This is a genomic window from Massilia putida (assembly GCF_001941825.1).
In the GTDB taxonomy this organism is placed as follows: Bacteria; Pseudomonadota; Gammaproteobacteria; order Burkholderiales; family Burkholderiaceae_D; genus Telluria; species Telluria putida.
Window position 1 is genome coordinate 5,181,647 of sequence record NZ_CP019038.1, and the last position, 14,864, is coordinate 5,196,510.

Sequence of the window (14,864 nt, forward strand, 5' to 3'; positions counted from 1 at the left end):
GCACTACAAAAGGCTACACATGATCGTATCCCGTCCGTCCGCGCTGGCCCTGGGCGCGGCGCTGCTGCTGTCCGGCTGCGCCGGCACGCCGTCCAAACCGGTCGCGCCGATCGAGATCAACCTCGTCGCCCTGAACGACTTCCACGGCAACCTCGAACCCAGCAAGTACACGTACACGCCGCCGGGCGCCACGGCGCCGCGCACCATCCAGGCCGGCGGCATCGACGTGCTGAAGGGCGCGCTGGACACGTTCCGCAAGGACGACCCGGACCTGCTGTTCGTCGCGGCCGGAGACCTCGTCGGCGCGAGCCCCGCCGCGTCGTCGATGTTCGCGGACGAGCCGAGCATCGAGGCGCTGAACCGCATGGGCCTCGTCGCCAGCTCGCTCGGCAATCACGAATTCGACCAGGGACCGAAGGAACTGCTGCGCCAGCAGCACGGCGGCTGCGATTCGCCGCGGCCGACCAAAGCCTGCCGGCTGTCGCCCGACTTCAGGGGCGCAGGCTTCACTTACCTGGCCGCCAACGTCGTCGACGCGCAGACCGGCAAGAACCTCGTGCCGGGCTGGCGCATCGTCGACGTCAAGGGCGTCAAGGTGGGCCTGATCGGCGCCGTGCTGCACGACCTGGCGTCGGTGACGGTCGCCTCGTCGATCAAGGGATTGGCGGTCAACGACGAAGCGGCGTCCATCAACGCCGTGCTGCCCGCCATGCGCGCGCAGGGCGCGCAGGTGTTCGTCGTGCTGATCCATGAAGGCGGTTTCGCCGACCAGCCTTACGACAAGGCCGATTGCAATACCTTGCACGGCCCGATCGTCGCCATCACGAAGAAGCTCGACCCGGCCATCCGCCTCGTCATCAGCGGCCATTCGCACACGGGCTATCTGTGCAACGTGGACGGCCGTGTCGTCACACAGGCCGACGCCTACGGCCACCTGCTGTCGCGCATCAAGCTGACCCTGGACCCGGCCACGAAGGCCGTCGAGGACATCCAGGTGCGCAACGTGGTGATGGCGCCGGACGCGTTCACGCCCGATCCCGGCCTGTCCGCCTACCTGGCCGACGTGCGCGCGAAGACCCGCGCGGAGCTGGCGAAACCGGTGGCGCGCATCGCCGCCGCCGTCTCGCGGCACGAGGCACCGTCGGGCGAATCGGCGTTGGGCGACGTGATCGCCGACGCGGCCGTCGCCGCCACGCGCGACCAGGGCACGCAACTCGGCTTCATGAACCCCGGCGGTATCCGCAAGGACCTGGAAGCGGGAGACGGCGGCGTCGTGACGTTCGGCCAGGCGCAGGCCGTCCTTCCGTTCGGGAACACGCTCGTCGTGATGGACCTCACCGGCGCGCAGCTGCGCCGCGTGCTCGAACAGCAGTGGGACCGGCCGGCGTCGTCCGGCCCGTCGATCCTGGCTGTGTCGAGCAGCCTGACGTACGACTGGGACGGCACGCTGCCCGCCGGGCGCCGCGTGTCGAACGTGAAAGTGGATGCCGTGCCGGTCGCCGACGACAAGACGTACCGCGTGGTAGCCAACAACTTCCTGGCCGAGGGCGGCGACAACTTCCCGGTGTTCGCCAAGGGCACGCGCCGTGCCGACACGGGCGTGCGCGACCTCGACGCGCTGATCGCTTACCTGCAGAAGCATCCAGAAGTGGGCGGCATGGGCCTGGCCGCGCCGCAGCGCATCCACAAGCTGCGCTAACGATATAAACAGTATAGAGCGAGAGATCCTCATGAAGAACATCGCATGTATCGTGGCGCTGGCGGGCGCCTTCGTGTCGCTGGACGCGGCCGCGTGGGGCACGGACGGCCACCGCGCCGTGGGCGCCATCGCCGACAAACTGATCAAGGGCACGCACGCCGAAGCCGAGGTGAAAGCGCTGCTGCTGCCCGGCGAATCGCTGGCGGCGGTCTCCACCTGGCCCGACTGCGTGAAGGGCAACTGGTGCGGTCCGCAGACGCCGGAAATGATCGAGTACGTGAACGCGAACCCGAAGCACAATGAGTACCACTACACGGACGTGCCGTTCCAGCTCGACCACTATCACGACGGCGCCGCCGGCACGGCCGACGACGACATCGTGCAGACCCTGAAGGAAGCGATCGCCGTCCTGCAGGGCAAGGATACCCCAAGCACCAACCCGCACAAATTCACGAAGCGCCAGGCGCTGATCCTCATCACCCACCTGGCCGGCGACATCGTCCAGCCCCTGCACGTGGGCGCGGCCTTCGTCGACAAGGACGGGCATTTCGTCGTGCCCAGGACGAAGGCCGAGATCGACGAGACCGTCGTCTTCGATTCGCGCGGCGGCAACAACTTCCTGCTGGACGACGCGAAGATCGAGCAGATGTCTGCCAACCTGATCCCGCCGGGCGAACCGAAGCCGGAGAAGCCGGGCGTGCCGAAGGCGCTGACGAAGCCGTTCCATTCGTACTGGGACAGCACGACGGTCGACTACGCGTTCCGCCGCATCCGCACGAAGACGCCGGAGCAGTTCGCGCAGGCCGTCATCGACAGCAAGCCGGCCGTCGCGCGCAACACGGGCGATCCGGTGACGTGGCCGTACCAGTGGGCGGACGATACGCTGGCCGTCTCGAAGTTGGCGTTCGCCGGCGTCACGGCGGGGAAAATCGCGCCGCAGGTGAACAAGAAGGGCGAGACCTATTACACGTGGACCCTGGAAGTGCCGAACGATTACCCGGTGCCCAGCTCGGCCCTCGCGAAGACCCAGATGATCAAAGGCGGCTACAACCTGGCCGAACTGCTGAAGGCGATCTGGCCGTAACCACGGCACCACACCTTCGCAAACCGCCGTGCGCCCATGAGGCCGCGGCGGTTTTTTCATGGCCGTGCGCGCGCCGCGCGCGGGCGGGTCCCGCTAGAATCTGCGGCAATCGTATTCCGGACTGCCGCCATGCCTCGTCTCGCTTTACTGTTGCCGCTGTTGCTCGCATTGCCCGCTGGCGCCGCCGAACCCGATGCACGCAACCTGCCGTTGTGGGAAGCGGGCGTCGGCGCCGCCGCGTTCAGCACGCCCGCGTATCCGGGCGCATCCGATCGCAGCAACCGCTTTCTTGCGCTGCCGTTTCTCCTGTATCGCGGCAAGGTGTTGCGCGCCGACCAGGAAGGCGTCGGCGCGCGCCTGCTGGACACGGACAAGATCGAATTCGACGTCGGCTTCGCCGCCGCGCTGCCCGCGCATTCGAACGACGTGGCGGCACGGCGCGGCATGCCGGACCTCGGCACGCTCGTCGAATTCGGCCCGCGCGTGAAATACAAATTCGCCGACCTGGGCGGGGCGGGGCGGCTGCGTTTCGAACTGCCGGTGCGCGCCGTCATCGAAGGACGGGGCGGCTTGCGCCGCCAGGGCTGGACGACCGAGCCGCGCTTCGTGTGGGAGCGCCGCGGCGACGCCGGCCGCTGGACGATGGAGGCGCAGCTGGGGGCCGTGTTCGGCGACCGGCGCATCCACGGCTATTTCTACGACGTCGCGCCGCAGTATGCGACGGCGGACCGGCCGGCCTATCGGGCGGACGGTGGCTTGATGCTCGTGCGGATGGGCCTGTTCGGCACGTACCGGATCAACCCGGACGTGCGCGTGTTCGGGTTCGTGCGGCTGGACAGCTATGCGGGGAATGCGAACAAGGACAGTCCGCTGTTCAGGAAGGATTTCGGTCCGTCGGCCGGGGTGGGGTTGGCGTGGACGTTGGCGCGGTCATCGCGCCGCGCCAACGAATGAATCGAACGCTGGTTGAACGCGTGGACGGGTTTCCCGTCCACGCGTTCAACGAGATTTCACGAAGGGCTTGCCGATCGCCTTGGGCGCGACGGACTTGGCCATCAGGCCGGCCAGCACGACGACGGTGACGATGTACGGAATCGCCTGGATCAACGAGCCCGGCAAGCGGCCGACGACGGGAATGTCGACGCCTTCGAGCTGGATCTGGATCGCGCCGAACAGGCCGAACATCAGGCAGCCCAGCACCGTGTGCAGCGGCCGCCAGTTGCCGAAGACGAGCGCCGTCAGCGCCAGGTAGCCGGCGCCGGCCGACATGTCGCGCAGGAAGAAGCCGCTCTGGACCAGCGTCAGGTAGGCGCCCGAGAACGAGCACAGGACGCCGGCCACGAACATGGCGAGATAGCGCGTGCGCTCGACCGAGACGCCGGCCGCGTCGGCCGCATGCGGGTTCTCGCCGCACGCGCGCAGGCGCAGGCCGAAGCGGCTGTGGTACACGACCCAGTGCACGACGGGCAGCAGCAGGAACGCGACGTAGACCAGCACCGACTGGCCGCCGATCAGGTGGCCGTACAGCCAGCCGATGACGGGAATGTGGTCGAGGGCCGCGGTGCCGGGCAGGATGACGTCGACCAGGCGCGCGTTGCGCAGGTCCGGCGTGCGGCCGCCCTGCTGGAAAAAGAATTGCGCGAGCACGAACGTCAGGCCGCTCATGGCGATGTTGATGGCGATGCCGCACACGAGCTGGTTGCCCTTCTGCGTGATCGACACGAACGCCTGGATCATCGCGAGTGCGACCGACACGCCCATGCCGGCGAGGATGCCGTACCACGGATTCTGCGTGGCGTAGGCGACGGCGGCCGATGCGAACGCCGAGGCGAGGATCTTGCCTTCGAGGCCGATGTCGACGACGCCCGAGCGCTCGGCGAACAGGCCGGCCAGCGCGGCGAACATCAGCACGGGCGCGTTGCGGATCGTCGAGACGACGATGCTGGCGAGTTGAAAGTCTTCCATTCAAGCCTCCTTGCGGGTGAGGTTGATCAGTTTCAGGATGGCCGGGGCGTAGAAGTTTTCCATCGCGCCGCAGAACAGGATGATCAGGCCCTGGATGAAGATGAAGGTCTCCTGCGGGATGTTCGGTTTTTCCAGCGACAGGTCGAAGCCGCCCTGGATCAGCGCGCCGAACAGCACGGACGACAGGAAGATGCCGACCGGATGCTGGCGGCCCATCAGCGCGATGGCGATGCCGACGAAGCCCGCGCCGGCGGGGAAGTTCAGCGACAGGTAGTGCGTCGACCCCATCACCGAGTTGACGGCGCCGAGACCGGCCAGCGCGCCCGACACGAGCATCGTGACGATGATCGTGCGGCTGATCCTGACGCCCGCGTAGTGCGCGGCGTGCGCGTTCAGGCCCGTCGCGCGCAGCTCGTAGCCCCAGCTCGACCGCCACACCATCACGCCGTAGATCACCAGTGCGACGATCGCGAGGATGAAGCTGATGTTGAGCGGCGTGTCGCCCAGCACGGGGAAGATCTTGTTCAGCAGGGGCAGGGCGGCGCTGTCGGCGAACACGCGCGAGGCCGGGTTCTGCTGGCCTTCCGGGATCAGGTATTTCACGATCACGAAGTTCATCAGGCTCGCGGCGATGAAGTTGAACATGATGGTCGTGACGACGACGTGGCTGCCGCGCTTGGCCTGCAGATAGCCGGGAATGAAGGCCCAGAGCGCGCCGAAGACGGCCGCGCCGATCATCGCGATGGGGATCATCAGCCAGCCGGGCAGGTGCGCGTCGAGCGCCAGCACGGCCCAGGTCAGGCCCAGGCCGCCCACATACATCTGGCCTTCGGCGCCGATGTTGAAGAGGCCGGCCTGCATCGCGATCGACACGGCGAGGCCGGCGAAGATGAAGGTGCTCGCGTAGAACAGCGTGTACGCGAGGCCTTCCGGATCGAGGATGGCGCTGTCGACCAGGATGCGCAGCGATTCCGACGGGCTCTCGCCCAGCAGGTGGATCACGAGCGCCGCGACGAGCAGCGCCGACATCAGGTTCAGGATGGGCAGGACGAAACCCGTGGCCCAGCGTGGGAGTTCGGTTTTTTTCATGGCCTTAGGATTTGTGCATCCCGCCCATCAAGAGGCCGATGCGGGTGGTGTCGAATTCGTCGATGGGGAGGATGCCGGCGATGCGGCCGCCGCACATCACGATGATGCGGTCGGCGAGCGCACGCACTTCTTCCAGTTCCACCGACGACAGCAGGATCGCCACGCCTTCGTCGCGCAGGCGCAGGAGCTGCGTGTGGATGCTTTCGATGGTGCCGATGTCCACGCCGCGCGTGGGCTGGCCCACTAACATCAGCTTCGGCTTCGCGGCCACTTCGCGCGCGATCACGACCTTCTGCTGGTTGCCGCCGGATAGAAGACCGATGCGCAGGTCCGGATTGTTCGGACGCACGTCGAACGCCGTCATCAGGTGCGCGCAGCGCTCTCCGATCTTCTTGTAGTCGAACAGGCCCCAGCGGTTCTTGACCTTGTCCTGGTAGCCGAACACCGTGTTCTGCATGACGGAGAAATCCTTGATCACGCCGTCGCGCAGGCGGTCTTCCGGCACGTGGCCGATGCCGAGCGTGCGGAACTCCGCCGGCAGGCCGTCGGCGTTCGTGCGGCCCGCGTACGGCAGGTCGCGGCCGAGGAATTCCACCTTGCCCATTGTGGGCAGGCGCATGCCGGACAGGATTTCGAGCAGCTCGCTCTGGCCGTTGCCCGACACGCCCGCGATGGCGACCACTTCGCCCGCGCGCAAGGTGAACTCGATATCCGACAGCAGGGCGACGCCGTTCGCATCCTTCAGCTGCAGGTTCGAGACCTTCAGCACTTCCGCGCCCGGGTTGTACGGCGCGCGCGGCAGCTCGCTCTGGATCGGGCGGCCGACCATCATATTGGCCAGCTGCTCCTTCGACGTCTCCGCCGTCTTCACCGCGCCGACGACGCGGCCGGCGCGCATCACCGTCACCTCGTCCGTGATCTCCATGATCTCCTGCAGCTTGTGCGTGATCAGGATGATGGTCTTGCCCTGTTCCTTGAACAGCCGCAGGATCTCGAACAGCGACGCCGTCTCCTGCGCGGTCAGCACGGCCGTCGGTTCGTCGAGGATCAGGATGTTGGCGCTGCGGTAGATCTGCTTGAGGATCTCCACGCGCTGCTGCGCGCCGACCGACAGGTCGTGGACCGTCGCGAGCGGATTGACGTCGAGGCGGTAGCGGTCGCAGATCTCGCGCAGCTTCGCTTCCACGGCGCCGCGCTTCGCGGCCAGCTTGAAGCCGCCTTCGTTGCCCAGCATGATGTTGTCGAGGACGGTCATGTTCTCGACCAGCATGAAGTGCTGGTGCACCATGCCGATGCCCAGCGCGATCGCATCAATGCTGGTGCGGATATCCCGGGGCTGGCCGTCGATCAGGACCTGGCCGCTGTCGGCATTGTAGTAGCCGTACAGGATGCTCATCAGGGTCGACTTGCCGGCGCCGTTTTCCCCGATCACGCCATGGATCGAGCCCTTGGCGATCGAGAAGCTGACGTCGGCATTCGCCTGCACCGCCCCGAAGGCTTTGCTAATGTTGCGAAATTCTACGGCTGACTGCATAGCGGTCCGTTTTCGGTAGACAGAGTAAAAGGGGATGCATTCATTTAAAAGCGCGCCGGGCCGGCATGGAAACCGGCGCGGCGCGCTTCGTTCTTCAACTGGTCGATACGGTTACTGCGGACACGAGTTGGCCGCGCGATAGTCGACCACCTTGATCTTGCCGGCGATGATGTCGGACCTGGCCGCCATCACGCGCTTTTCGATCTCGGGCGTGACGACCATGCGGTTGTCCTTGTCGAGCACCCAGTCCACGCCGCCTTCCTTCAGGCCCAGGTACGTGATGCCCGACGTGAACTGGCCGTTCTTCGCTTTCATGAAGGCGTCGTACGCGGCGTTGTCGACGCGCTTGACCATCGACGTCAGCATGGTGCCCGGGTACAGGTAGTTCTGGTTCGAATCGACGCCGATCGCCAGCTTGCCCTTTTCCTTGGCCATCTGCAGCGTGCCCATGCCGGAGCCACCCGCGACGGCAAACACGACGTCGGCGCCGCGGTCGAATTGCGCGCGCGCGAGCTCGCCGCCCTTGGCCGGGTCGTTCCAGGCCGCGCCCGTCGTGCCGACCATGTTCTGCAGGACCTGGATCTTGGGATTGACCGATTTCGCGCCTTGCACATAGCCGCAGGCAAACGCGCGGATCAGCGGGATGTCCATGCCGCCGACGAAGCTGATCGTCTTGGTCTTGGAGGCCATTGCGGCGGCGACGCCGACGAGGTACGAGCCTTCCTCTTCCTTGAACAGCACGGAGTTGACGTTCTTGCCCTGGGCATTGCCGTCGATGATGACGAAGTGGACGTTCGGGTATTCGGCCGCGATCTTTTGCACGGGCTGCGTCTGCGAAAAGCCGATCGAGACGATCAGCTGGAGCTTCTTGCGGGCAAGGGCGCGCAGCACCTGCTCGGCCTGGGTATCGTAGTTGGCCTGGGCTTCAAACACCTTGACGCCGGTTTCCTTCGTGAACCGCGCCACGCCTTCGGCGGCGGACTGGTTGAAGGACTTGTCGAACTTGCCGCCGGCATCGTAGACGATCGCGAGCTTCGCGCCGGCCATGTCGGCGCTGGCGCCGGCGCTGATGCACAGCGCCGCGATCGTCATACAAATATGCTTGAATTTCATCGAATGGCTCCTGAATCCCGTATTGTACCGGCGCAACGGTTGTGCTGGGAGGGGGGATTTTAGGAACTATGCATCAGCCCGATTATTCGTGGCAAATACGATTTTACTTAGCAATTTATATGGTTGAAATATAAATGGCTGCTCGTCCAGTCGGTTTCCTGTAGAAACCGCGGCGCCTCACTCGGCGAGCGGGAGCACAGGCGGGACGACGATGGCGGCGACTGCCGGCGTCGGCGCGGCGGGTACGGCGATGTCGGGAGCGGGGGCCGGGATGGGGGCGGAAGACGGGATCTCGATCGGCTTGGTGAACTGCGACGTGAGGAAGCCGGCGATGCGTGCCTGGGTGTCTTCCAGGTATGGAATGTTCAGGTGGTCCGAGCCGGGCACCGTCTCGTCCGCGATCAGTTGGGCCAGCTTGGAGACGAGCTGGTCGGTGTGGGAGTGGGGCACGATGTCGTCGCTGGCCGCGCGCAGTACGAAGGTCGGCGCCTTGAGCGTGGGCGCGTACTTGATCGACTCGAAGCGGTGGCGCAGCATGTACTCGATCGGCATCACGCGGAACTTGCGCTTGGCGAGCGCCAGGATCGAGTCGTACGGCGTGATCAGCACGACGGAGTGCACGGGACGTTGCTTCGCGACCTGCACGGCCACGCCGGATCCGAGGCTGCGGCCGACGACGGCGATGCGGCGCGGATCGACATGGTGGTGCGCGGCCATCCAGTCGAACAGCATGCATGCGTCGTCGACCATGTGCGCTTCGGCCGGGTCGCCTTGCGAATCGCCGTAGCCGCGGTAATTCACGGCCAGCACGGCCATGCCGGGAAAAAGTTTGCCGGCATCGCGCACGACCCACGACACTTCCTCAGACCGTCCGCCGAAATAAATGACGGCGGGACGCGAGCCGGGCATCCGCGGCGTCATCAGCCAGCCGGACAGCCGGGTGCCGTCCTTGGCGCGCAGTACGACGGGACGCGTGCGGTGGCCGCTGCTGCGCGGATGCGCGACTTCCCGCTCGACGGTGGGATTGAACACGAGACGGCGCTGGTTCGCCGCGACCGCGGCCGTGAGGCCCAGCCACACCATGCTGGCAAACCCAGCCATACCTGCCGCCAGTTTTTTGTGAGTGCTCATGTATACAGTCTACCTCTGCATTCCAGATTATTCTGTGCGCTGCCCATCAAATACGGCTTCATTATGGGATCGATTCCTGCAGAGTAGCTTTGCTGCAACATCCTGTTACAGCGCCGGCGTTGTCGCGACAGAGGAGGCTTGCTAGGCTGTCCACGAACAGAGAATGCGGAGGCGAAGTGAAGTGGACAACGGTCGTGCCGGCAGGTGCCGCGCTGGGCTTGCTCGTGGTGTTGGTGCTGCCGGCGTGGCGGCCCGCGGCGCCGGGCAGTCCCGCGCCGGCCGCCGCGTCCGCTCCGGCAACGCCGGCTGCCGGCACGGTGGAGGCGACGAGGCCGGCCTGGCTGTCCGGCCTGGGCGAGCCGCCGCCGCCGCTGCCTGATGCGGCCCCGGCCGAACCGCTCGCGCGGCGCGTCGAGCGCCTGGCCGCGAGCGCCGATCCGCGCGATGCGTTTCAAGCCTGGTGGCTGCTGCACGCCTGCGTCGTGTTCGAGCGCACGGGCCGCTTGCCGGAGCACGCCGGCACGGACCGGGAGGCACTGGCCGACCCCGCACATGCCTGCGCAACCCTGAACGAAAGAAGCAAGATGGCGCGCATCGACCACCTCGAGCGCGCCGCCCGCGCGGGCGTGGACGGCGCGCTGGCCGAACTGGTCGAAGAGGGCCCGTTCGGCGACCCGACCGCCCTCACGACGCGCCCCGACGACCCGCTCGTCAAGGAGTGGAAGGCGCGCGTCAACGGGATGCTGAACGACCAGGCCGAACAGGGTTACTGGTCCAGCCTGTACCAGCTGTTCACGGGATTCTGGTTCGGCCACCCCGCCATCGCCGCGGACCGCCAGAGCGCGCTGGCCTACGGCATGGCGCTGCGCGACATCATGGTCAAGCTGGACGGCGTGCCCGAGCAGCAGGCGATCCCGTTCAACGGCCCGTTCCTGGACGAGATCGGCGCCGGCCTCACGCCCACCGAAAAGGCCCGGGCCCAGGCGCGCGCCGACGCGATCGTCGCCCGCGCCGCGGACCAGCGCGGGCGGAGCGGTTCAGGCATTGCAAATCCGGTATCGATCGAGAGAAAAAAGTAATTGGTTCAGGGCATGTAATCGACTCTACGATGGAGGCCCTTGAAGAGATCGATAACATGAACATCCTGAAATTGTCCGTCAAGCTGGCGATCACGCTGGCGTTGGTATTGAGTGGACTGCCGGCCCGGGCCTCCGCCCAGGCGGCCCGGCCGGAAGGTCCCTGCGACATCTATGCGAAGGCGGGCGCACCCTGCGTCGCCGCGCACAGCAGCACGCGCGCGCTCTACGCCGCGTACAACGGGCCGCTCTACCAGGTCATGCGCCAGTCGGACGGGAAAACGCTCGACGTCGGTGTCGTGCAACCGGCGCGCCTGCCGCTTCCCGACGCCGGCGGCTATGCGAACGCCAAGGCGCAGGACGCGTTCTGCGCCAACACCTATTGCTGGATCACGGTGCTGTACGACCAATCGGGCAAGCGCAATCACCTCGTGCAAGCGCCGCGCGGCACCTGGACCGGGCCGGCGCTGGGCGGCATGGACAATCTTCCGCTGGCCGACCTGGCGCCGGTCACCGTCATGGGCCACAAGGTCTACGGTGTCTACATCGCGCCGGGCATGGGCTTGCGCCTGAACGATACGCACGGCGTGCCCGTCGACGACCAGGCGGGCGGCCAATACGCCGTCATCAACGGCTATCACTACAACCAGGAATGCTGCTTCGATTACGGTAACGGCGAGATCGACAGCATCGACGACGACAACGGCACCATGGAGGCGATCTATTTCGGTAATGCGACCGGATGGTATCGCGGCAGCGGGCCCGGACCCTGGGTGATGGCGGACCACGAAAACAATCTCGTCGGATGCGTCAACGACGACAAATCGAAGCTGTGCACCGGCGTGCCCACCCTGAACACGCGCTTCGTCACGGCCGTCACGAAAGGCAAGCCCGGACATTGGGCGACGCTGGGCGGCGACGCCCAGCGGGGGCAGCTCGCCGTCATGTATGAAGGCCGCCGGATCGACGCGTCATACGATCCCATGCGCAAGCAGGGCGCTGTGATTCTCGGCAATGGCGGCGACAACAGCGCCACGTCGCAAGGCACGTTCTACGAGGGCGCGATGACGGCGCCGCGGACCTATCCTTCGAACGAGACGGACCAGCTGGTCGCGCGGAACGTCGCGGCCGCCCGCTACGATGTGCCGGCCGTCAGTGTCGGGACCGCGCCGGTTCCCGACACCCCATCCGGCCTGTACACCTTCGCGCCGCTGCAATCCAGGGACATGACGGTCACGTTCACGAATACGACGGGCCAACCCGTCCAGGGCGTCACGCTGTCCCTGGCGGTGCCCAAGGGCTGGCGCACGGGGGAGGCAGCGAAGACCTTCGGCGACGCGATCGCGCCCGGCCAAAGCCTGCATGCCACTTTCACGGTCAAATCCGGCACCGCCCCGTTCAATGGCGACCTGAAAGGCGTGGCAACGTGGCCGGATCCGGCGACCCATGCGCGACGCGCCGAATCGGCCGCGGCGAAAGTCCGCAACGTGGCGCCCGTGAAGATCAACGAATTCCGCCTGAGCGACGGTGCAGGCGGCAACGCGACCAATACCTTCATCGAGTTGTACAACGCCGGTGCGGCGGCGGTCGATGTGTCGAACTGGACCTTTGCCCAGCACGCGACGCGCGAGCCCGTTTTCTCCACGGTGAAGATACCCGCCCACACCACGCTGGCGCCGCATGGCTTCTATGTCCTGGGCTTGTCCAATTCGGGCCTGGTGCTGCCTGTGAAACCTGGCGACGCGACCATCCACGTGCGCAATATCGACGGCATCAAGCCGGGCGACACCATCGTGGTCGGCAGCGGTCCGGACGGGGAAACGCGCAAGGTGGTCCGGGTCGGCACGGCGGCCGGCCAGGCAACGCCCCTGTGGCAGCCGCTCCCCGATGGCCCCATCATCACCATCCCGGCCGGTTCGACGAGCGTCCCGGTGACCACCACCGAGGGTTTCGCCGTCGGCGATACCCTCGCCCTCGGCTACGGCACCACGTATCCCGTCGTCGGGCGCAGCACCGAACACTATGAGAAAGTGACCATCGCCGGCGTCGGCACGGCGGGCAGCCAGGCGTGGCTCGGTCTCGACGCGGCGGCGGGTTCGACGCGAATCCAGGTGACGTCGACCGATGGCATTGCCGCCGGCGACACCATCCGGCTCGATATCGACAGCGTCGATCACGGCATCGATATCGGTACCGTCAAGAACGTGGGAACGGCGGCCCGGCGCACCAGCCTGGCCCGCGATGCCGCAGCCGGCGCGACGACGATCGTCGTGCGTGGCGCGATCGGCTTCCCCACGCCGAAGCACGTCGATTACACGCCCGGGACAGCCGTGATCGGCGCGCCCGGCAATCTCGAAACCGTGGAGATCGTCAAGGTCGAGGGCCAGCCGGGCACCGACCTCACGCTGACGATTGCGCCGGCGCTCGGCAGGCGCCACGTGGCCAACGAACCGTTCGTGGAGCCGGGCACGGGCCTCGAACTGGCGGCGCCATTGAAGTACGACCATGCCGCCAACCTGCCGTTCAGCGTGCGCGGCACGGGCATCCGCTTCAGTCCCGCCACCCGCCATGCGCACTCGAGCAACGAACCGGTGCGCCCGGCGGGCAGCGGGATCGTGCTGGACCGCGCCCTCACGCGTGCGCATGACACGGATGCCGCGGTGCGGGTCGGCACCGTGACCACGGCGGGATTCCAGGGCAAACCGGACCAATGGTTCGGCGGTCCGGCGATCTCCCGGGAGGCGGGCAGCATGGTGCTGCGCGATGCGGCGGGCCATGTGGTCGACAGCCTGAACTACGGCGGTCTCGTCGATCCGTGGGCGTCCGGCGGATTCCGCGGCGCCGCCGGCAAGGCCGCCATCTGCCACGCGGACGCGCCGGGCATCCCCAGCCTCCATACGGGGCAACGCGGACTCCCGGGCATCCCGTTCAGCGGTGTCGTCGCGCAAGTCGATGCGACGCAGGGCAGCACGGGACGCTATCCGGACGGCCAGGACAGCGACAACGATTGCACGGATTTCGTGACATCGGCGTCAAGCAGGACCGGCGCGGCCGGTGCGGGAGCGACGAGCATCAAGGCCGTCACCGTCGGGCATGTGTCGTCCGGCCAGACCGTCGTCCTCGATGCGGGCGACAATGCGGAGACCTTGACGGTCGCAACGGTCGGTTCGCCCGGGATCAGCCGCGCGTCGGCGTCGGCAAGCAAGGGCGCCACGGTCGTCCGCGTCGACGACCCGCGCCAGTTCGCCGTCGGCCAGGCGGTGGTCATCGGCAGCGGCGCCCATGAGGAGACGGGTGTCGTCGCAGCGGTGGACACCACGTGGCGGGCAGGCAAGCTGACGCTCCAGGCGCCGTTGGCGCACGCCCATGACGCGGGCAGCAGCGTGTCGGGCACCGGCATCGCTTTCACCAGCCCGATCGCCAAAGCCCATCCGGCAGGGACGTTGCTGACGGCGACGGGCGACCTGGCGACGCCGGGCGCGCCCAACCACTATGTCCGCCCTGCACCTGGCCAATGAGCGGCCAGTAAGCCGGTGCATCAGTGCAGCATGGGCCCGGCGGAAGGGGCGTAACGCTCCGCGTCGTGCAGGGCCTGCACGACTCTTTCGTCGCCCGGCAAGCGGGCCTCGGGCGCATCCTCGACGGGACTGACGCCTTTCACGCGCATGCCTTGCTCGTAGACCATGCGGCCGCCGAACCAGCCGGACACGATCACCCCGACGGCGGCGATGGCCGACAGCGCCAGCGAACCGCCCGTATGCTTGTACCCGTTGCGCCGCAACGCGAGATTGGCGGCCGTCACCGCGAGCGCGCCGCCGTTCAGCATCGCGTGCACATTGGCCGTCTGCTTGACTTCGGTCTCGCTCTCGATCTCCAGATAATCCATGGCGCCGGCGACGCCGGCCGCGAGACCGCCGATGAGGCCGCCGGTCAGGCTGTAGAAGGCGGCGTTCGCATAATTGTCGTTGTCCGTCGCGCGGTGCATGGCGTCGAGGATGAAACCGAACGGGATCAGGGCGGCCGGCGCGACGATCAGCATCGGGTGCAGCGGATGGCCGGCAAGTGTCGATTTGGGCATGGCTCCTCCAGGAAGGTCGGCGTTGACGTCAAGTGTGGCACAAGGCCGCTACCGGCTCCGCACGGTACCGCCGGGCACCCTCGGGTACACTGTCT

General features: G+C 66.9%; 11 protein-coding genes. 5 read left to right on the top strand and 6 right to left on the bottom strand.

The genetic code is table 11. The annotated features are described in order from the left end of the window. Positions 1–19 precede the first annotated feature (19 nt). From BVG12_RS25225 to BVG12_RS25235, 3 genes are all read left to right on the top strand, one after another. Positions 20–1,699: a bifunctional metallophosphatase/5'-nucleotidase gene (locus BVG12_RS25225; RefSeq protein ID WP_075794785.1), complete on the top strand. Its 1,680-nt coding sequence runs from the start codon at positions 20–22 to the stop codon at positions 1,697–1,699. Positions 1,700–1,730: 31 nt separating this feature from the next. Further along, on the top strand, positions 1,731–2,783 hold the full coding sequence (locus BVG12_RS25230; protein WP_075794786.1) for a S1/P1 nuclease: 1,053 nt from the start codon (positions 1,731–1,733) through the stop codon (positions 2,781–2,783). 129 nt (positions 2,784–2,912) lie between these two features. Then, positions 2,913–3,737, top strand: a complete 825-nt coding sequence (locus BVG12_RS25235) for a MipA/OmpV family protein (RefSeq protein ID WP_075794787.1) — start codon at positions 2,913–2,915, stop codon at positions 3,735–3,737. Between the two features lie 45 nt (positions 3,738–3,782). Here the strand turns inward: BVG12_RS25235 and BVG12_RS25240 are convergent, their stop codons facing one another. The 5 genes from BVG12_RS25240 to BVG12_RS25260 form a co-directional block, all read right to left on the bottom strand. Then, the gene (locus BVG12_RS25240; RefSeq protein WP_075794788.1) at positions 3,783–4,748 is read right to left on the bottom strand and encodes an ABC transporter permease; all 966 of its coding nucleotides are present in this window, start codon (positions 4,746–4,748) and stop codon (positions 3,783–3,785) included. Next, complete coding sequence (locus BVG12_RS25245; protein WP_075794789.1) at positions 4,749–5,837, bottom strand: ABC transporter permease; 1,089 nt, start codon at positions 5,835–5,837, stop codon at positions 4,749–4,751. It abuts the gene before it with no gap. A gap of 4 nt (positions 5,838–5,841) precedes the next feature. After that, positions 5,842–7,371 carry an ABC transporter ATP-binding protein gene (locus tag BVG12_RS25250; protein ID WP_075794790.1) on the bottom strand — a complete coding sequence of 510 codons (1,530 nt, stop codon included), beginning with the start codon at positions 7,369–7,371 and terminating at the stop codon, positions 5,842–5,844. 111 nt (positions 7,372–7,482) lie between these two features. After that, entirely contained in the window at positions 7,483–8,484 is a 1,002-nt protein-coding gene (locus BVG12_RS25255; RefSeq protein ID WP_075794791.1) for a BMP family lipoprotein, read from the bottom strand. A gap of 177 nt (positions 8,485–8,661) precedes the next feature. After that, positions 8,662–9,615: an alpha/beta hydrolase gene (locus BVG12_RS25260; protein ID WP_075794792.1), complete on the bottom strand. Its 954-nt coding sequence runs from the start codon at positions 9,613–9,615 to the stop codon at positions 8,662–8,664. A 176-nt stretch (positions 9,616–9,791) separates the two neighbouring features. Here BVG12_RS25260 and BVG12_RS25265 point away from each other — a divergent pair, with 176 nt between their 5' ends. After that, positions 9,792–10,694 (top strand): hypothetical protein, encoded by a 903-nt coding sequence (locus tag BVG12_RS25265; protein WP_075794793.1) that lies wholly within the window; start codon positions 9,792–9,794, stop codon positions 10,692–10,694. A gap of 56 nt (positions 10,695–10,750) precedes the next feature. After that, entirely contained in the window at positions 10,751–14,209 is a 3,459-nt protein-coding gene (locus BVG12_RS25270) for an arabinofuranosidase catalytic domain-containing protein (RefSeq protein ID WP_083685811.1), read from the top strand. 20 nt (positions 14,210–14,229) lie between these two features. Here the strand turns inward: BVG12_RS25270 and BVG12_RS25275 are convergent, their stop codons facing one another. Next, complete coding sequence (locus BVG12_RS25275; protein ID WP_075794794.1) at positions 14,230–14,769, bottom strand: DUF2231 domain-containing protein; 540 nt, start codon at positions 14,767–14,769, stop codon at positions 14,230–14,232. Positions 14,770–14,864: the final 95 nt, after the last annotated feature.

Excerpts from the sequence above, each read along its gene's own strand:
- BVG12_RS25260 (WP_075794792.1), bottom strand. The coding sequence starts at position 9,615 with ATGAGCACTCACAAAAAACTGGCGGCAGGTATGGCTGGGTTTGCCAGC.
- BVG12_RS25225 (WP_075794785.1), top strand. The coding sequence starts at position 20 with ATGATCGTATCCCGTCCGTCCGCGCTGGCCCTGGGCGCGGCGCTGCTG.
- BVG12_RS25240 (WP_075794788.1), bottom strand. The coding sequence starts at position 4,748 with ATGGAAGACTTTCAACTCGCCAGCATCGTCGTCTCGACGATCCGCAAC.
- BVG12_RS25270 (WP_083685811.1), top strand. The coding sequence starts at position 10,751 with ATGAACATCCTGAAATTGTCCGTCAAGCTGGCGATCACGCTGGCGTTG.
- BVG12_RS25250 (WP_075794790.1), bottom strand. The coding sequence starts at position 7,371 with ATGCAGTCAGCCGTAGAATTTCGCAACATTAGCAAAGCCTTCGGGGCG.
- BVG12_RS25275 (WP_075794794.1), bottom strand. The coding sequence starts at position 14,769 with ATGCCCAAATCGACACTTGCCGGCCATCCGCTGCACCCGATGCTGATC.
- BVG12_RS25235 (WP_075794787.1), top strand. The coding sequence starts at position 2,913 with ATGCCTCGTCTCGCTTTACTGTTGCCGCTGTTGCTCGCATTGCCCGCT.
- BVG12_RS25255 (WP_075794791.1), bottom strand. The coding sequence starts at position 8,484 with ATGAAATTCAAGCATATTTGTATGACGATCGCGGCGCTGTGCATCAGC.
- BVG12_RS25245 (WP_075794789.1), bottom strand. The coding sequence starts at position 5,837 with ATGAAAAAAACCGAACTCCCACGCTGGGCCACGGGTTTCGTCCTGCCC.
- BVG12_RS25230 (WP_075794786.1), top strand. The coding sequence starts at position 1,731 with ATGAAGAACATCGCATGTATCGTGGCGCTGGCGGGCGCCTTCGTGTCG.